This is a genomic window from Chryseobacterium lathyri (genome assembly GCF_003290185.1).
Classification (GTDB): Bacteria; Bacteroidota; Bacteroidia; order Flavobacteriales; family Weeksellaceae; genus Chryseobacterium; species Chryseobacterium lathyri.
The window spans coordinates 50,448-70,289 of sequence record NZ_QNFY01000015.1; the positions used below are offsets into that span (position 1 = coordinate 50,448).

Sequence of the window (19,842 nt, forward strand, 5' to 3'; positions counted from 1 at the left end):
CCAAAAACAAGTCTCGTTATCAACAAGATTATTTAATACCTTAGAGAAAAATATACGGTATCCGTATTTTCAGTTTTAAAAATTAAAAAAATAGCTATGCTGCGTATTCTTACCCTATCTGCATTCTTATTATGGAGTTGTAATCCAAAAGCACAGGATTCTCCTAAAACCGACGAAATCAAAGTTGAATTTTCCCTTCCGAAAAAATTGAAAGAAGTTTCAGGAATCGTTCTGTCTCAGGATAAAAATACCATTTGGGCGATAGAAGATCAGGGAAATAAAAATGTAGTTTACGGTTTGGATAAGCAGGGCAAGCTGGTAACAGATGTTTTGGTAGAAAATGCTGAAAACAACGATTGGGAAGATATTACCAAAGATGCCCAGGGAAATATTTACCTCGGTGATTTTGGAAATAATGATAACAACAGACAGAATCTGGCTATTTTAAAGCTGGATTTAAAGGATGCTTCCCAAAAAACAACAAAAGTTGTTCAGACAACAAAATTTCATTACGAAGGGCAGACTGAATTTCCTCCAAAGAAATCAAACTGGCTGTATGACTGTGAAGCTTTCGTAGAAATGAACGGAAACTTCTATCTTTTCACCAAAAACAGAAGCAAAGGTTTTGACGGAACTTTCCTTGTATTTCAGATTCCTAATAAAGAAGGGGATTTTGAAGCCAAATTGATAGGGAAACTTAAGCTTGCAGGGAAATACAGTGATGCTGCCATCACTTCTGCCGCCATCAACAGTACCAATGATAAAATCGTTCTGCTTACCCATAAAAACATTCATGTACTTTCCGGGTTCACAACTGATAATTTTAATACTGCGAAAATTGAGAAAGTATCTTTAAATCATAATTCGCAGAAAGAAGCTGTTGTTTTCCTGGATGATAAAACTCTGCTGATCGCGGACGAAAAAGATAAGGAAACAAGCGGAAATGTATATAGGTTTGAATTTGACTCCAAAACTAAATAATGACAGTTGCAAAAGCTTAAATCCGGCATTAAGAAAAAACAAGAGGGACAAAAAATTGTCCCTCTTTTGTATAATTAATATAGAATTAAATATAAGAAAGCGATAAAATTTAAAAAGTCATTCCTACTCCGGCAGAAATTCTTCCTCCGTCAGAACCATAGAAATAATTCAGTCTTGCAGAAAACATTTCTACAACACTCAGCCAGAATCCTGCTCCTACAGACTGATGCCACTTTTTAGAATCCTCACCATCGTTCCAGACGCGTCCAAGATCATATCCAACCAGTACACCCATATTGGCAGGAATAATATTGTTTCTTACTCTCCCAAAATCCCAGCGGATCTCAGAATTGTTGGTGAAATAAGATTTACCTGAAAACCTGTCATTCCGGAAAGCCCTCATCCCATTATTGCCGCCTATGCTTGCTGCCTGGTAGAATTCGAAATTATTATTGCTGATCCACATGGCATTGCTGGAATTCGCAAACACAAAATTTCCTCTTTTGTCAAGTCTGTGGTCTATCGTCAGTGTTCCGTTCAGGGTGAAGAAGTTTTTCTTGGTATCGGACAGATTGGTTTTCCAGTCTGCATTCATCAGTAATTCCAGTCCCAAAGTCGGGAAGGCATTATTATCAAGGTTTTTGAAGCTGAAGGTATAATTGGCCCCTGCAAACTGCTGGCTTTTGAAAACTTCAGGTCTCACGTCCGGTGACTGATCTATAAAACGGTCACCGTTTCTCTGTACCTTATTATCTTCAAAGGTCAACTGAAACTGATGCTGAAGGTTCATCCAGCTCTTCTTAGAGATAGAAGGAGCAAAATTGAACTTAGAAATCCTTGCCCGGTTGTATTCCCTCTCCGTATTTTCCTTGTCGTATTTACTTTCATTGGACAGTCCGAAGAAATTTTCGGAAAACCGGGGTGTTGTATAAGCCGCATCAAGATTGAAATCCCATCCGGATATTGCTTTTTTGAAAATTCCTTTATAAGCTGCATTAAATCCTCCGGTTGCAGTATAAAAATTAACTTTAAGACTATGCTTTTGGGTATAAGGATCGCGGATGAAGTTATTCACCGTATAATTAGCCAGAACTCCTAAGATCACACCGTCATCCGGGTTGTAATCTGCATTAGGATAGCCGGCAAAGAAATTATATTTCGGATGCTTATAATTGTAGGTGTTGATATCGTAATCATCAGAAATATTTTTCTTTCCGGAACCGTTGTAAGTATTTTTCTGACTTTTAAAATCATAAATCTTCACACTTTTTCCGTCTGCAATATTGTAGACATCATGGTTGTAACCGCCAATCAGCCTGATATTCGTTTTAGGTCTTCCTTCTCCTGATACTTCATAAATATCATCATCTTCAAGACCATAAATCCAGAGCTCCTTTGTTTGGGAATCCTCGTACGTTTTTTCAAAAACCAGTTCGGGGTTCTCTTTGTTTTTATCTAATTTATACTGCTTTACATTGATGGAATGTGCCGTTTTTGTAATGATGAACTTATCTGGATTCACCGTCCCGGCAAGAGGAACTTTTTCCTGCAGTACATCATAATATTGGGCGGCGTAATCCTGCAGCTTTGTTTTTCTGATTTTTAATTTACGTTGGATATCGGCAATGGTCTCATCTTTTACTTCTTTAGGAAGATTGCTGAATGCATCATCAATATCCGAATCAGTAAGATGTTCCTGGATATACTTTGCCTGCGTAGTCCATTCTTCCTGTGAAGCGCCCTTTAAAAAGATAAGGTCCAGCGGATACGGTTCCATATTGATCCACTTTACATTTTTGATCTCCTCTTTAAAAGTCTTCATATGACGGATAGCCGGAACATTCATAATAAGCTTGAAGGCGGCACCGTCATACCGGCTGAAAGCCTGATCCCTGTCCTTCGGGATCGGTTTATAAACTACATTGTCGCCATCCTGATATTCCGCCCATTTCCATTGATCTGAATGCCTGTCCCAATCACCGATCAGCATATCAAATATCCTTGCTCTTATGTACGATTCACGGTCTACGGAATACTTATAATTTTTGGTGAAATTTTTCAGAACATCATCCGTAGAAACAATATCTTTAGCATTGTCCAGTGAAGCCAGTGTTTTAGGGTCAGAAGAAAAGCGCTCTTCAATCATGTACATTTCATCGCCATAATTTTTATTATATTCTCCTAAAGCATATTGCTTCGGAATGTAATATAATTTCGGATTACTATGGAAGATACCGAGCTTATCAGCCATATTTCCTACTGAAAAAGGAGTAAACGGATGATTGGTCGTATAAAAATCGAGCAGAAATTTTTCAGGAAATGTATTGTTCAGCTCGTTCCCGAAAGTGCTCTTTTTGAAAGCCATATTATTCAGAAAACGGACGGCGCTTTTTTTCACGCCCCGCATTACAAATTCCTGTCCGTCTGCCGCTTTCAGCCTTAAGCTGTTCGACTGATTGCCTCCGCCTTCTCTGAAAGGAGTAAAGCCACCATTCAGGGAAGCCAGATCTGCCGTAGGTGCCTCAATTGGAATGCCATAATATTTCCGGTAATGCTCGCCCCACAGCCAACGGTAAACAGGTCCTTTTTGAGTAAGCTTTACCGGATAAATACTTGAAGTGGCAGTGGCCGGAAAATCTTTCGGATAATTATTTACAAAAACATCCGGTTTTGAGATCACAGAAATATGGGCAAGCCTTTTAGTGTTGTTATCTTTTGTTGAAAAATATTCTACATCTGTGCTCTGGTCTTTTCTGATATTCAGAACGGCAAACCCACTTCCTCCGTAAGAAAAATCGGTTTTTTCAGCAATAGTGGCAGGATCCGTTTTAGAGCCTGCACCGCTAATAATTTGCCTGATATTCCTTTCTTCATGATATTGCAGATTATGATCATGTCCGGAAACAAAAATAATATTTTCCTTATCCTGAACAATGCTTTTTAAACGGTTGGCCAGATCTGCATAGTGCTGATTATTAATGTCCTCCGGATTTGCTCCTGAAGAACTTCTTAATATATTGATGAAACTTGCTCCAATGGGAAAAGGAATCTTACTTTTCAACGGGTAAAGATGTGCTTTTGCAGAATTGAATCCTGCATGCGTTCCGCTGCTGATCACAGGATGATGCAGGGCAACAATAATCTTTTTATCCTGGTTTTTGGTAACAAGATCTTTAAACTCTGTGAAGAAATCTTCACGTGTTTTAATTGTACAGTTTTTATTGATCCCGGGATATTGATCCCAGTTTGCAAGCGCCCATTCGGTATCTAAGACAATAAGTTTAATATCTTTTGATAAATTGATGTCATCAATTCCGCAGGAATTTTTAGGAAGAAAAGCTTTCTTATCATTGAAATAGGCTTTCACCAGATCTTCCTGTCCTTTTAATCCGTCCAGGCCGCTGTTCCAGTCATGATTTCCCGGAATAACCAGTGTTTTCCCCTTGAAATTTTTGGCAATGGCAAGCTGGTTTTCCAGTTTTTGCTTAGCCAGCGCATACTCTTTATCAGATTCTTTGGGCAATCCATTGGGATAGATATTGTCCCCCAGGAAGATCAGCATGGAGTTGCTGTCTGCTGAATCCAGTTTGTTTTTGAGTAAATTTAAGGTGTTCTGCGCCTGAGGCTCATCTGCATTTCCGGCATCCCCGATCAGAAAAATTTTAAAATCATTTTCAGATTTTACATCAGAATTGTTTATTTCAAATAAGTTTTTACCCTTTTTTACGTTATATGTTGCGCACGAATAGAGAACTCCTGCAGATAATACTGTCCGAAAGGCAATAGAGGTTTTTTTTAAATGAGTTTTAAAGGATAAATTCATAAATTTACATTAACAAAAATTCAGGGATGAATATTTTACACAAAGCTAAAGATTATGTAGAAATCTTATTCAAAGATAAGTTATCTTCTGTATACTTTTATCATAATTTTATTCACACGACCTATACGGTAAACAAGGCCGAAGAGATCATGCGAAATACGCCTGTTTCCAAAGAGGATCAGGAGAAGGTGCTTCTGGCACTCTGGTTCCACGATACGGGTTACGTAGAATGTGCACAGAATCATGAAGAAAAAGGAGTAGCCATCCTGACTGATTTTCTGAAGAAGGAAAATTATCCTGAAAGCTTTATTCAGGATGTTTCTCAATTGATCCTGGCCACTAAAATAACCTATGAACCGCAGAACCTTCTGGAAAAGATTGTAAAAGATGCGGACTGCAGTCATTTTGCCAGCCACGATTATAATGATATTTCCGATGCGCTGAGAAAAGAATGGGAGCTTACCAATGTAAAATGCTTCTCCAATGATGAATGGAATGCCGGAAATCTTGAAATGCTTAAAAACAAGCATCATTATTACACAGAATATGCAAAGGAAAACTGGGAACCTCTGAAAAAGAAAAACATCAAGAAAATAGAAAAAAAGCTTGAAAAGGAAGAGGATAAAAAAGAAAATTCAGACAATAAGAAAGAACCGAAAGAGACAAAGCCTGACCGAAGTGTAGATACTTTGTTCAGGGTAACATTGAACAATCATACTAGGCTGAGTGATATTGCTGACAGTAAGGCGAATATTCTTCTTTCGGTTAATGCTATCATTATTTCAGTCTGTCTTTCCGTACTGGTTCCTAAATTGGATACCCCAAAGAATGCACACCTTATCATTCCTAGCTTTATATTGCTTACTTCAAGTGTTCTGACCATCATATTTGCGATCCTGTCCACAAAACCGAATGTAACGAAAACCAATTTTACGGCGCAGGATATTACAGACAGAAAAGTAAACCTGCTGTTTTTTGGAAACTTTCATCAAATGATGTTCGGAGATTTTCAAGATGCTATGAAAGATCTCATCAAGGATAGAGATTATATCTACGATTCTATGGTGAAAGATCTCTATTTCCTGGGGAAAGTCCTTGACAGAAAATACAAGCTTTTATCTATAACGTATAAGATCTTTATGGCAGGAATTATTATTTCCGTACTTTCTTTTGCCTATGCTTTTCTTTCGCTTTAATAAAATAAATATGGGATTGTAAGACAGTGAACTTTTTAAAGAGAAATTTTCGATGATGAAATAGTTGAAAAAGCCGGATTCTTATTTTATAGATTAATCGTGGGTGAGAGAAACTCTCAACGCCAGCAATCCCGTAATTCCCTGCAAATCCTCTACTTTTAAAAACTCTATATCATTCTGCAGAATTCCTTTTTTCTGAAGCTTGTTGATGTATTCCAGGTATTCTTTCTGGTTTTCCATACCGAAATAAACAATGGTAATTTTTCCGGGACAGGTAATTCTTTCTGAAGAATCTTTGACATGGGCTTTATCCAGACGTTTTTTTACAATCTCATAATACGAATTGTAGGCACCATCTACATCAAAACGTTTTTCATCCATTCTGAAGCGGATATCTATCTTTTCGTTATAAACAAAAAGCAGTGAGGCAATATCGAGCTGTATCGGCAGATCTTTTTTAAAGGTCTGGAATTCACGTTCCATACTGCAGATCGTCTTCAGCTGCCAGTATCTTAATTTGTGGACTACTTTTGAAGTATAACTGAGATCCGGAGCAATATTATGTCCGATATACAGATTGTGCTCTACACCATCAGATTTAAACCTCTCATAATAGTGCGGAAAAATTTGCTGGGCTTTGATCTGGCTTTCATCCAGCATGTCGGCAAGTTTTCTGTTGACCAGCGTTATGGAATCATCTAAATTTTTTCTGTTGGCATAAAACAGATCGGTTTGAGCAAAAACCTGCACAAAATAATCTTTGATTTTATTTTTTATTTCCCTGTCGGTTTTCAGTTCCAGCTTTCCCTGCAGATAAGGATGGACTTCCTCTCTCAAAAGTCTCTGAAGGCGTTGTTCCGTATCAGCTTTGATTTCGTTGTTCAATTCATTTTCAAAAACATCAAGAGCCAGAAGGTATTTTTCTGAATCGGAATTGATGAGCGTGAAAATATCATGAAGGCTTTCAAGCTGTTGGTTGAGGTCTTCAAGCATCAGATTAAAGCGCTTCTCTGAAGAGGAACGGATATCCGAGAATCCGAATAGTGGTGTCAGGTTTTTGAAGGAGATCTGTTTCAGTGTGTACATTTTTTTCCCCAGTGAAGCATTGAAATATTTTTCGGCTTCATTTCTGAATTTCCACACTACACTGTCGTGGATGGAAGTATATTCACGCTGGATGATAGCTTCTATCTGGTAGTTTTTTTCAAAGCTGAATCTGTTCAGGGAAAATAGGATCATATCCGTGAAAAATTCCATTTTTTTCAGCTTTAAACCGTTGAAACTGTTGGCTTGAGGAGATGTAAATTCCATAATGGCCAAAAGCTCGTTATCCTTCATGATAGGAATTACCATGAAGCTGTTGATATTGTTGTTCCTTAAAATGCTGAAAGAAGGAAGTTGTTTGATGCTGTCATCCAGGTTATCAACATTCGAGATGACGATTGGTTTGGAATTGTGATTTAAATTGGTAAAAGTGTTTTTCCGGGTTTCCTCGTCAAATGCATTAATCCAGAAATCCAGGACATGGTGGGTGAAAACATTTTCGTAGATCGGAAGTCTGCCGAGTTTCTGATCTTTCTTATCGAAAAGCATAAGTCCGAAATTAAGTTCCGGGACATCGAAGTAAGATTTGAAAATTTCCACAAGATTTTCATCCGGGCTCAAATCCTCCGGATCAATTTCTATCATGCTCGATTTAAGGTCGGACAGGGCCACCTCAGAAGTACAGTCTACCAGGGAAACAATAGTAAAGCCTTTTAAAACCCATGATTTTGAAGGGAAATATTTTTTCCACAGTTTAAAATCGTCCAGATTTTCAAGCAGCATATCCAGGACATCATCCGTTGGAATTTTTGCCTCTTCAGTAGGATAAATCTCTGTAAAATCTGAATTGACCGTAATTTTATAATGTTTCATGATTCCCAGCCTGTTGGGGATATCATAATAAAGAGGCATGGTACTTTTGATGTCTTTTTTGAAATAACTCTGAAGGATAAGACAGCAGCAGAATACATAAAATTCATCGTCCCCGATATTCCTCAGCTCTATTTCAAAGTCCTTTCCGGCATCTTTAAGTATACCCTTAAATCTTTCGGTATAGTTGAAAGTAGTTTTGGAAAGCGGAATACTGGCCGCTTTGATTTCATTGTGTGTAAGACCAGTGGGGAAGAGGTCTGCAAGAATTTGCCTGATGAGGTCTTCATGTTTTTCAAGAAGGGCTTCATCCAGGAATCCATCTCTTAGCTCAGGAAATTTTTTTGTTCTTTCAATTAAAGATTCGGCATAATTAACCCTGTACTCCAAACGGTCGTTATAACGGATATGTTCCAGTACATCCAAATATTTTTTGAATGATATGAGAACCTGAAATGGAGCGTCTTTTTTGTAAAGATTAGCCAAGAGCTTGAATTTAAAGTAAAGTTATGAAAAAAACACCACTTTCAAGTGCACACTAAATGGATGAAAACCATCTTTATAAGAGCTTTGCTTATTTTTCTTAAACAAAATTCAGATATAGATAAAGCATTATCTGTTACTTCTTTTCTTTTTTGAAAAATTCTGCAGTTTTGCGAAAAAGATTAGGATAAAACTCTAAAGTTCCAATTTTTAATTCCCTGGTTATTGGAAACAGAAATTTCATAAGCGGAACTGTAAATATGAGGGCGAAAGCCGCGATAAGCATTCGATCATTTGCCATGTCTGTTTTATCCTTGCTGACGAAAAAAACAATTGCAGACATAAGTAAACCGATAAATAAAGTGATCAGGATTTTTTTCATAATGGATTATGGTATTCAAATTTAGCTGTTTTCCGGGATATTTAAAATAAAAACTCAATTTTTATAATAAGGGGGGCAATAGTATTTAGCACCGACATAAAAAAGCACAACCGAAAAAGTTGTGCTTCTGTATATTTTATGTTGAGATTTTATAATCCGAACTGTCTAGCAAACAAATCAGGAAAAACTCCTAATATGATAATTGATGCAATTACAAATACCGCTACGATATTGTAAGTAAGGGTTACTTTTTCTGAAGATTTGAATGTTGTTTCTTTGAAGAAGAACATTGAAATAATCAGTCTTAAATAATAGGCAATAGATACTGCAGAACCTAATACAGCTACCAATACTAAGAAAACTCCGTGCGTTGAATTCATTGCCTGAGAGAATAAAGCAAATTTCCCCATGAAACCGGCTGTTAGCGGAACTCCTGCCATTGAAAGCATAGAGATCGCCGCAGCTGTGGCCAATAGAGGTTCAGACTTTGCCAATCCTTTGAAAGCTCCAAAAGAGGTTTCTCTTTTTAATTTTTCAACATAAATCAAACACATGAAAACTCCAACCGTTGATAAAGCATAAGCAAATAAATAGAACGCTAAATTATAAGTAGAAAGGCTCGTCATTCCGAAGAATACCAATCCGATGTATCCTGCGTGGGAAACAGAGGAGTAAGCGAGCATTCTTTTTGCATTGGTCTGGGCAAGACCCATAACATTGGCTAAAAGTAATGTGATGATCAGGAATACGCCAAACACATTGATCCATTCTTCAGTAACACCTCCAAATCCGATAGTCATTAATCTGAATAAAGCAAAGAATCCTGAGATCTTTACCACACTCGCCATAAATGCAGTGATGAGTGAAGGGGCTCCATAATATACATCAGGACTCCACATGTGGAAGGGTGCCAATGCCACTTTGAATGCCAGTGCGCAAAGAATAAGAAGAACTCCTAAAATGAACATAACGTCTTTAGGGTTTTTAACTCCGAAATCCTGGATCTTATATAAATCAAAACTTCCGGTACTTCCGTAAATAAATGCAATACCAAACAGTAAGAAACCTGTTGCAAATGCACCCATCAGGAAATACTTGATCGAAGCTTCATTAGATCTTAAATCAGTTTTGTTGGCACCGGCCATTACATACAACGGAATGGAAAGAATTTCTACTCCTAAGAAAAGAGTAACCATATTCTGGAATCCAAATAGGATAATTCCTCCGCATAATGCAAAAAGCATCAGTGCATATAATTCTGACTGGTGGCTTCTGTGGTTGCTGAATGCAAAACCTCCCAGGAAGAATAACAATAAGGTTGTTACAATAGATATTTTGGTGAATAACGCTGTATTTGCAGTATACTCATACATGTGTCTGTACTTTTCGAAGAAAGCACATTCAGGTAAGAAGCTTACATATAAAGCGACGATCAATCCTAAAATCCCAATGTATCTTGCGAATTTTCCCTGTTCAAAAACTCCTGAAAATAACGCAATAACTGCCGTTAGGAAAACAATAATTAAAACACTCATAATATAGATTTGAGATGTGAGATTTTAAGTTGAGAGTTTAAAGTTTAAGATTCAGAGTTTAAAGTTCAGTAGAATCATCTCCTGTCTCTAATCTTCTTGTTTCCTTTCTTTTTACTCTTCTCTAATCTCTTAATTTTTTAATTTTTAAATCTTTTAATTTTTTAGCTGGCCATCGCTGTGTAGATAAACGTCAGCGAACTATTCACCATATCGATTATCGGTTGAGGGAAGATACCAAATACAATTACAAAAACCGCTATGCTTGCCAATACGGAAAACTCTACTGCAGATAAATCTTTTACAGTACTTAAAACAGCTTCATTTCCTTCACCAAACATTGCTTTTCCGTAGAATCTCAATAAATATACAGCAGCAAGAATTACCGTAAGACCTGCGATCACTGCAGCCAAACCGTTAAAATCATATACCGATTTCAACAGGATAAATTCTCCGATGAATCCGTTAGTCAATGGAACTCCCATTGAACCTAATATAATAATCAGGAACAAAACGGCAAATTTAGGGGCTACTTTCGCCAAACCTCCCATTTGTCTGATATCTCTTGATTTAAATCGTTTGTATAAAATATCACAGCAGTAGAATAATCCAACTACGTTGATACCGTGGGCAAAAGTCTGTACCAATGCTCCTTCAGCTCCTTCGATATTGAATGTTCCTCTTAAAGTGATCACTGCAGAAGAGAAGATCCCTGCTACCATTAATCCTACGTGAGAGAAAGAAGAATATGCAATGATTCTCTTCATATCGGTCTGGATGATGGCAATCAGTGCACCATGAACAATTCCTACAATAGCCAGGATAATTACAATCTGCCCTGAAATGCCGGCAATAGGAAGCGGGGTGATTGGAAGAAGGTAACGGATAACCCCGTACACCGCCATCTTCAGCATGATCCCTGATAAAAGCATGGATCCCTGAGTAGGAGAGTAGGTATACGTGTCCGGCTGCCATGTATGGAAAGGGAATACCGGTAATTTCACTGCAAATGCAAAGAAGATAAACCAGAATACCACCGTTTGCTGTGCCTCATTAAGCTGAGCATTATATAGATCTGTTAAAGCGAATGATGCAGAGTGGTTGTACACATAGATCAATCCGGCTAACATAAATAATGACCCAACGAATGTATAGACGAAGAATTTCGTAGTGAATTCAAATCTTTTGTTTTCCTGGCCCCAAAGTCCGGCAATGAACCAGATCGGGATCAAAGTTACTTCCCAGAAAATATAGAATAATAGTCCGTCTAAAGAAGTGAACACTCCAACAAGACCGAACTGCATGAGCAGGATCAGACCGTAGAATGTATTTCTGTAGCTTACATTTTCGTTGAAAGAAGATAAAATAATGATGGGCGTCAAAATATTGGTCAACAATAAAAGAAGCAGACTCATTCCGTCAATTCCGAAATGAAGTGAGCTTTTAATAAACTGCGACCAAGGATAATTGATTTCGTGCTGCAATACACTGTCTACCGTTGGATTAAAATTAAAATCCGCTGTGATGTAGAAAGTAATAAGCATCTGGACTAATGCAATTCCCAACGCCAAATATTTGCTGGATTTATTTTTCCATGCAAAAACTAATCCCGAACCTACTAGAGGTAATAGTAATAATGTTAATAATAAACCAGACATTATTGTAATATAAAGTTAACAATCAGTATAATTCCCACTGCTAAAGACATGATAAGAATATAAGTCTCTACATTTCCGTTTTGGATACGCTTCATCGCTTTTCCGCTGTCTTCAGCGCCTTCGCCTACGAAGTCTACAAAACGGTCTAAGATCCCTTTATCAAACATCTTTCCTCCGCGTCCTAATCCTTCAACAGTTTTTACAATCAATGCATTGTAAAGTTCGTCTACATATAATTTCTTAGCAGAAAGCTTTTCCCATCCGGTATAGCTTTCTTCTGCCAGCGCCATCTTTTTCTTTTTTACGTAGGTATTTTTTACGATAAACCATACGGAGAAGAACATCAGCACTGTAGCTCCCAATAATATCATTTCGGTACCAAACGGAACTCCCGAAAGAGTCGCTTCCATCTGGTTATAACTTTGCTCAGTAAGAACAGGCTTCAGCCATTCCATTAATTTTGCATAATGACCGTGTCCTATGAAGTGAGGAAGGTTAATGAAACCTCCAAGCACTGAAAGGATAGCCAGAACGATCAACGGAAGAGTCATATTGGAAGGGCTTTCGTGTAAGTGATGCTTTTGATCTTCCGTACCTCTGAACTCTCCGTGGAATGTCAGGTAGTACAGTCTGAACATATAGGTTGCAGTCATTGCCGCTAAAGCAAATAAAATTACCCAGTAGACAGGGTTTTTAGCGAATGCTGCTACTAAAATTTCGTCTTTTGAGATCATCCCTGAAAGTAAAGGGAAACCTGAGATGGCTAATGTTCCGATAAGGAAAGTAGCATGGGTAATAGGAATGTATTTTTTCAGACCTCCCATGAAACGCATATCCTGCTCGTTGCTCATCGCGTGGATCACAGAACCTGCTCCAAGGAATAATAAAGCCTTGAAGAATGCGTGTGTCATTACGTGGAACATCGCTGTAGTATAAGCTCCCAATCCTAAAGCAATGAACATAAATCCAAGCTGTGAAACGGTAGAGTAGGCCAATACTTTTTTGATGTCGTTCTGACGAAGTGCATAGAATCCAGCCAAAGCAGCTGTTAAGAATCCGATGAATAAAATTCCTCCCTGAACCGTAGGTGCCAAAGTAAATAAGAAGTTTGATCTTACTACTAAGTAGATACCCGCAGTTACCATCGTTGCCGCGTGGATTAACGCTGAAACAGGAGTTGGTCCGGCCATCGCATCCGGTAACCATGTATATAAAGGAACCTGAGCAGATTTACCGGTAGCCCCGATAAATAAACTGGCTGTAATAAAGATAATTACTGTTCCGTCTAATTCAAATTTTGAAGCGTTCTGTGCTACTGTAAGGTAATCTACAGCATTGGTCTGAGAAGCGATCATGAAAATACCGATCAATAATGCAAGGTCACCAATTCTGTTCATGATGAAAGCTTTTCTTGCCGCTTTACCGTATTCTTCGTTGGTATACCAGAATCCGATCAACAGGTAAGAACAAAGACCTACACCTTCCCATCCGATGAACAGGATCAGGTAGTTGCTTCCCATTACCAAAAGTAACATAGAGAAGATGAAAAGATTCAGATAAGTAAAGAACTTATAGAAACCTTTGTCGTGGCTCATATATCCGATAGAATACAGGTGAATTAAAGATCCGATCCCTGTAATGATCATTACCATCATCAAAGAAAGCTGATCAATCTGGAATCCGAAATTGATCTGAACTCCGTTTACTGTAAACCATTCAAATGCTTTTACGATAACCGGCTGGCTTTCAGAATTCATATTCATGAAAATACTTACCGCGATACAGAAAGATCCGAAAACCATTGCTGTAGCCAGAGAGCCTACGAATATTTTTGGAAGATTTTTCCCGAATAAACCGTTAATAAGAAACCCTAAAAGTGGTAAAAGTACTATTGCATACACTAAATTTTCCATTCCTTATCCTCTTAATTTATTAAATATACTAACATCTACAGAACGGGTATTTCTATACAGCATAGCAATAATTGCCAGACCTACCGCTACTTCAGCGGCGGCTACCACCATAATGAAGAAAACTAAAAGCTGTCCGTCTCCGTTTCCTTTATATGCTGAAAAAGCAGCCAATAAAAGGTTTACAGAATTCAGCATAAGCTCTACACAGCCCAAAATAACAATAGCGTTTTTTCTCAGCAATACTCCCAACACTCCCAGACAGAACAATACTGAAGAAAGAATGATGAAATAATTCAGAGGGACGCTTTGTATAAATGTATTTACTTCTCCCATAATTTTATAAATCTTTTTTACCGATTAATACCGCACCTACAATACCTGCCAAAATAAGGATGGATGCAAGCTCAAACGGCAAAACATATTCGTTAAACAAAAGCCTTCCCAGATTTTTCGTAAGACCCACACCTTTGTCTACATTTTCAACAACAATGTGGTTGTCCTGAACACCTCTGAATACGCCTAAAACCCCAATTAATAAAAGACCGGCTGTAAAAACTCCGACAAATTTTAAAGTATTGCCCTTCTTACTTTCGTCTTCTTTATTAAGATTAAGCATCATCAGGATATAAAGGAATAATACCATGATGGCTCCGGCATACACTATAATCTGGATGATGGCAAGGAATTGTGCATTCAGAAGGATATACATCCCTGCAATGGAAAACATCGTAACAATTAATGACAAAACAGCATAAAGAGGATTTCTTGCAAACACAAAGTAAACCGCACTTGCCACTGCTAAAAACGCCACCAAGAAAAATAAAATCTGATCCATTATTTTACCGCATTTTTTTGTTTCTCGGACTGTCTTGTCGTAATGTCAATCCTTTCATTTATTTTTTCAACCAACTTATCTTTTCCGTAGATGAAAGAACCTCTGTTAGTTTCCACATCTACCAATCTGTCTGTAAGATAGATGGCAGATTTCGGACAGGCTTCTTCACACATTCCGCAGAAAATACATCTCAGCATATTGATTTCATATACTGATGCATATTTTTCTTCTCTGTAAAGGTGTTTTTCTTCCTTCGTTCTTTCAGCAGAAGTCATCGTAATAGCTTCTGCAGGACAGGCTACAGCACAAAGTCCGCAAGCTGTACATCTTTCTCTGCCTTCCTCGTCTCTTTTCAGAACGTGCTGACCTCTCCAGATGGTAGTTCTTGGCTTTTGTACCTCAGGATACGAATATACTGCGGGAGCTCCTTTTATCACGGTTCTTACAGCATGCTTGAATGTAATCCCCATCCCTGTAAAGATAGCAGGAAGGTAGATTTTTTCAGCAAGGGTCATTTCTTTATTGGAAACAACTTTTGATCTGTTTGTAAGTTTCATTTAATTATAGATGTTAGATGTTAGACGTTAGATGTTAGAAGATGGAAGCGGGAAGTTCTTACCCGGATCACCAAATTATCACATCATCACATCATCTCATTTTCAAATTATTCTAGTTTGCAAATGCTAAAATTACAGCTCCTGTAATCAGCAGGTTTACCAATGCCATTGGGATAAGCGTTTTCCATCCTAAGTGCATCAATTGGTCATATCTAAATCTTGGAAGCGTCCATCTGATCCACATGAAGATCAGAATTCCGATTACCGTTTTTGTTAAGAATGCTACGATACTCAAAATTCCTGCAGCGTTTTCGCCCCAGTTCTGAGTTACCCATTCAATTCCCGGATAGTTGTATCCACCGAAGAAAAGAACGACCATGAAAGCATTGGAGATAAACATGTTTACGTATTCACCGAACATGTATAAACCTAACTTCATTGATGAGTATTCTGTAGAATATCCTGTTACAAGCTCAGATTCACATTCAGGTAAATCGAAAGGGTGTCTGTTGGTTTCTGCCAAAGCTGCCACAAAGAATACAAGGAAAGCGATTGGCTGATAGAAAATATTCCAGTTCAGTCCGGAAACCCAGGGAATAACTCCCCAAAGTTTTCCTGTCGTTTGGCTTTCAGTAATTTCTTTTAAGTCTAAACTTCCCGTCATCATAATGATAGAAAGTAAAGCTAATCCCATCGCCAATTCGTAAGAAATCATCTGTGAAGAAGCACGGATAGCTCCTAATAATGAATATTTGTTATTCGAAGCCCAACCTCCGATCATGATTCCGTATACACCGATTGAGGCCATTCCGATGATGAAAAGTACCCCAACGTCGATGTTGGCAACCTGTAAATCAAAAGAAGTACCTGCAATATTTAAACTTTTACCCCAAGGAATAACTGCTCCTGTGATTAGTGAAATAAACATAACCAATGCCGGTCCCAGCACGAAAAGAAATTTTTCTGCATTGGCAGGGGTAAAATCTTCCTTAAAGAAAAACTTTCCACCGTCAGCAAGAGGCTGCAGCAATCCGAAAGGTCCGGCTCTGTTGGGACCAATTCTATCCTGCATGATAGACGCTACTTTTCTTTCTGCCCAGGTAGAGTAGGCGGCTATCGTAAGAGACAGCAGGAAAAGTGCCAGTACAAGTATAAGTTTAAATGTTAGTAAATCCATTTTTTATTTAGATATTAAGATGTCAGATGCTGGATATCAGATTTAAAATCTATTGTCTGAAGTCTGGTGTCTGAAATCTGATGTCTTATTAATTATTTTTCGTCTTTTTCACTGATTTCTTTTGCCATAGGATTGTCTAATACTCTTAGCTCATCCTTTGGTTTTTCATAGTGGTTCAATGAAATTACTGAGTGTCTGTCGATATGTCTAGGACCTTCGATGTTCCAGTCAGAAAGTTCTTTTCTTTCGAAACGACAAGTGTCGCAGATGAATTCTTCCACCTCTCCCCATTGGTCTTTTCTGGCAGTAACTCTTATGATTTCATCACCTTTCATCCAAACTACAGCTTTTCCTGAACATTTATCACATTTGCAGGTAGCATTCATTGGTTTTGTGAACCAGACTCTGCTTGCAAAACGGGAAGTCCTGTCTGTTAAGGCTCCAACCGGACAAACATCAATAATGTTTCCGATGAAGTCGTTATCCAAAGCTTTATTTAAATAAGTAGAAATTTCAGCGTGATCTCCTCTGAATAGAATTCCGTGTTCTCTTTCACCTGTTAACTGGTTGGCAGCCAATACACATCTTGCACAAAGAATACAACGGTTCATATTCAGCTTGATATTCGGACCAAGATCATCTGCTTCGTACGTATTTCTTTCAAATTCGGTTCTGGTTTCAAGGTTTCCATGCTCATATCCAAGATCTTGAAGGTGACATTCACCGGCCTGGTCGCAGATAGGGCAGTCCAGAGGGTGGTTCACCAATAGAAATTCGGTAACGGCTTTTCTGCCTTCCTGAGCTTTTTCGGAAGAAAGATTTTTCACTTCCATACCATCCATCACGTTAGTTCTGCAACTCGCGACTAGTTTTGGCATAGGGCGCGGATCTGCTTCGGAACCTTTTGAAACTTCAACCAAGCAAGTTCTACATCTCCCTCCACTGGTTTCCAATTTGCTGTAATAGCACATTGCAGGAGGTACAGATTTTCCACCGATTTGTCTGGCTGCTTCCAAAATAGAAGTTCCAGGCAAAACTTCAGTAGTCTGTCCGTCTATAGTTATTTTGAATTTTTTAACCTCTTCGCTCATATTCTATGCTTTCGCTTATGCTTTTAAGGCGTTAAGCTATATTTTAATTATACTTCTTCGTGTTAAATGTATATCCGACTCCTGCAAGGACCTGTCCGAAAACAAAATCCTGACGGGCTTTATCCGGCTTGTTATTTAATGTAGTTTTAATATCCCACATATTGATATATCCTGCTTTTGCCTCTGCCCTGATCATCCAGTTTTTCCAGAAAACCATGTTAAGGCTGGTTCTAAGATCGGTTCCCATACCTGCAACGTGAAAACGGTCGCTTCTTTCATTTCCAAAAAGCTTGATGTTACTTTTAGGAAACATCACCCCGATTCCTGCTCCATAAGACCATACCAGATCTATATTTTTCTTATGAATAAGGTTCCTGTATTTCTCAAGACCCAAATTTTCATAATTAAGCCCGTCTGTATGCTCGAAAGTAAGAAACTGTGTATCAGCTAAATTAACCTGTCCGTTCTGTACCATTCCTGCATATTTAGGATCTGAAATTGTACCTGAAAAATCAACCGTCTGGTCCTGTTTCATTACATATTTCATATGATCTATCCCTAAAACAAGGGCTAAATTATCTTTGATAAAATATCCCAGTCTGAAATTGTACTGCGTTACGGTAAACCAGCTTGGATCGATATAAACGATTCCGAACTTGGTAGGTTTATCTCTTGCCTGTACGTTATTCAGCTGGAAATCATAACCGTTTCCTGTAAAATGGATATCGGAATTGCTAAAAGCTCCTCTGTTCCATCCGTAAAAAACAAACACCTGGCCTTTCTTGCTCAAAGGATTGGGTTTCTGCTTTTTCTCTTTCTTTGGAGCTACCTCCAATTTATATTCTTTGTCTAATGTATCCTGTTTTACCTGCCCGAAAGCAAACCCCGACATCATTAAGCCGACAACCAATAACTTCTTCATTTTTTTAGCTATGCATTTTTTTCAACAGCCGGAATCGGATCAGCATAATTAGCCAATCCATAATTTTGTGTCTGAGACAGCTCAGGGTTTTTAATGTGCCATTCAAATTCATCTCTGAAATGGCGGATCGCTGCTGCAACCGGCCAAGCTGCTGCATCACCCAACGGACAGATCGTGTTTCCTTCGATCTTTCTTTGTATATCCCAAAGAAGGTCAATGTCTTCCATTTTTCCTTCTCCTTTTTCAATCTTCTTTAAAATTTTGTACATCCATCCTGTACCTTCACGGCAAGGGGTACATTGTCCGCAACTTTCGTGATTGTAGAATCTTGCCAAAGTCATGGTATGTTCTACGATACACTGATCTTCATCCAAAACGATGAAACCTCCTGAACCCATCATGGTTCCGGTAGCAAAACCACCATCTGCCAGTGATTCGTAGTTCATGTATCTAGGTTCTCCGTTTACGGTTCTCAACAATAAATTGGCAGGAACGATAGGAACAGAACTTCCTCCAGGAATACAGGCTTTCAGTCTTTTCCCGTCTTTGATACCACCACAGTATTCATCAGAATAGATGAATTCTTCAACAGTGATCGTCATATCAATTTCATAAACTCCAGGTTTGTTGATATTTCCGCAAGCAGAAATCAATTTTGTACCTGTAGATCTTCCAACTCCTATTTTTGCGTATTCAGCTCCTGTAATATCAATAATCGGAACGATAGCTGCAATAGATTCCACGTTGTTTACCACCGTTGGTCTTTCCCAAAGTCCTTTTACAGCCGGGAATGGTGGTTTTAACCTTGGATTTCCTCTTTTACCTTCAAGGGATTCAAGCAATGCAGTTTCTTCACCGCAGATATAAGCTCCTCCTCCTCTCTGAACGTAAATTTCACAGTCAAAACCGGTTCCTAAAATATTTTTACCTAAAAATCCTGCCGCTTTAGCTTCTTCAATAGCTTCCTCCAAAATATCAGGAATCCATGAGTATTCTCCACGGATGTAGATATAAGAAACATTGGAACCTAAACAGTAAGAGGATATAAGCATTCCTTCGATCAGCAAATGAGGAAGAAACTCCATCAGATATCTGTCTTTGAAAGTTCCCGGCTCAGATTCATCAGCATTGACAACAAGGTGTCTTGGCACGCCTTCTGGTTTTGCCAGAAAGCTCCATTTCATTCCTGTTGGGAATCCGGCTCCACCACGTCCACGAAGTCCTGAAGCTTTTACTTCTTCAAGAATTTCATCGGGGGTCATTTTCAAGGCTTTTTCTGCTGCGGTGTAACCTCCCTGTTTGCGGTAAGTTTCAAAGTAGCGAATACCTTCTATATGTGCATCTTTAAGTAAAAGTTTTTTACTCATCGTATATTTTA

General features: G+C 38.3%; 15 protein-coding genes. 2 read left to right on the forward strand and 13 right to left on the reverse strand.

Annotation, left to right across the window (positions count from 1 at the left end; genetic code table 11):
* Positions 1-96: 96 nt before the first annotated feature.
* Positions 97-981, forward strand: coding sequence for a hypothetical protein (locus DRF61_RS19095; RefSeq protein ID WP_111960036.1), 885 nt, complete (start codon positions 97-99; stop codon positions 979-981).
* 109 nt (positions 982-1,090) lie between these two features.
* Here DRF61_RS19095 and DRF61_RS19100 read toward each other — a convergent pair whose 3' ends face one another.
* The gene (locus DRF61_RS19100; RefSeq protein ID WP_111960038.1) at positions 1,091-4,804 is read right to left on the reverse strand and encodes a metallophosphoesterase; all 3,714 of its coding nucleotides are present in this window, start codon (positions 4,802-4,804) and stop codon (positions 1,091-1,093) included.
* Positions 4,805-4,830: 26 nt separating this feature from the next.
* On the opposite strand from DRF61_RS19100, the gene DRF61_RS19105 reads away from it, so the two are divergent.
* The gene (locus DRF61_RS19105; protein ID WP_111960040.1) at positions 4,831-6,000 is read left to right on the forward strand and encodes a Pycsar system effector family protein; all 1,170 of its coding nucleotides are present in this window, start codon (positions 4,831-4,833) and stop codon (positions 5,998-6,000) included.
* A gap of 93 nt (positions 6,001-6,093) precedes the next feature.
* Here the strand turns inward: DRF61_RS19105 and DRF61_RS19110 are convergent, their stop codons facing one another.
* The 12 genes from DRF61_RS19110 to nuoF all read right to left on the reverse strand — a co-directional run bounded on the left by DRF61_RS19110 (position 6,094) and on the right by nuoF (position 19,831).
* A complete protein-coding gene (locus tag DRF61_RS19110) occupies positions 6,094-8,400 on the reverse strand; it encodes a GAF domain-containing protein (protein ID WP_111960042.1) in 2,307 nt (768 codons plus the stop codon).
* Positions 8,401-8,533: 133 nt separating this feature from the next.
* Positions 8,534-8,779: a hypothetical protein gene (locus tag DRF61_RS19115; protein ID WP_111960045.1), complete on the reverse strand. Its 246-nt coding sequence runs from the start codon at positions 8,777-8,779 to the stop codon at positions 8,534-8,536.
* 149 nt (positions 8,780-8,928) lie between these two features.
* Entirely contained in the window at positions 8,929-10,314 is a 1,386-nt protein-coding gene (locus DRF61_RS19120) for an NADH-quinone oxidoreductase subunit N (RefSeq protein WP_111960047.1), read from the reverse strand.
* A gap of 161 nt (positions 10,315-10,475) precedes the next feature.
* Positions 10,476-11,969 carry a complex I subunit 4 family protein gene (locus DRF61_RS19125; protein ID WP_111960049.1) on the reverse strand — a complete coding sequence of 498 codons (1,494 nt, stop codon included), beginning with the start codon at positions 11,967-11,969 and terminating at the stop codon, positions 10,476-10,478.
* Entirely contained in the window at positions 11,969-13,882 is a 1,914-nt protein-coding gene (gene nuoL, locus DRF61_RS19130) for an NADH-quinone oxidoreductase subunit L (RefSeq protein WP_111960050.1), read from the reverse strand. Before nuoL ends, DRF61_RS19125 begins: the two co-directional genes overlap by 1 nt.
* Positions 13,883-13,885: 3 nt before the next feature.
* Positions 13,886-14,215, reverse strand: a complete 330-nt coding sequence (gene nuoK / locus DRF61_RS19135; RefSeq protein ID WP_034703571.1) for an NADH-quinone oxidoreductase subunit NuoK — start codon at positions 14,213-14,215, stop codon at positions 13,886-13,888.
* A gap of 4 nt (positions 14,216-14,219) precedes the next feature.
* Entirely contained in the window at positions 14,220-14,717 is a 498-nt protein-coding gene (locus tag DRF61_RS19140; protein ID WP_111960051.1) for an NADH-quinone oxidoreductase subunit J family protein, read from the reverse strand.
* Positions 14,717-15,274, reverse strand: a complete 558-nt coding sequence (locus DRF61_RS19145) for a NuoI/complex I 23 kDa subunit family protein (protein WP_111960053.1) — start codon at positions 15,272-15,274, stop codon at positions 14,717-14,719. The genes DRF61_RS19140 and DRF61_RS19145 overlap by 1 nt, the downstream gene beginning before the upstream one ends.
* Before the next feature lie 112 nt (positions 15,275-15,386).
* Positions 15,387-16,451, reverse strand: a complete 1,065-nt coding sequence (gene nuoH, locus DRF61_RS19150) for an NADH-quinone oxidoreductase subunit NuoH (RefSeq protein WP_111960055.1) — start codon at positions 16,449-16,451, stop codon at positions 15,387-15,389.
* A 92-nt stretch (positions 16,452-16,543) separates the two neighbouring features.
* Entirely contained in the window at positions 16,544-17,542 is a 999-nt protein-coding gene (locus DRF61_RS19155) for an NADH-quinone oxidoreductase subunit G (protein ID WP_111960057.1), read from the reverse strand.
* Between the two features lie 43 nt (positions 17,543-17,585).
* Positions 17,586-18,464 carry a hypothetical protein gene (locus DRF61_RS19160; RefSeq protein WP_111960059.1) on the reverse strand — a complete coding sequence of 293 codons (879 nt, stop codon included), beginning with the start codon at positions 18,462-18,464 and terminating at the stop codon, positions 17,586-17,588.
* A gap of 8 nt (positions 18,465-18,472) precedes the next feature.
* On the reverse strand, positions 18,473-19,831 hold the full coding sequence (nuoF, locus tag DRF61_RS19165; protein ID WP_111960061.1) for an NADH-quinone oxidoreductase subunit NuoF: 1,359 nt from the start codon (positions 19,829-19,831) through the stop codon (positions 18,473-18,475).
* Between the last annotated feature and the right edge of the window lie 11 nt (positions 19,832-19,842).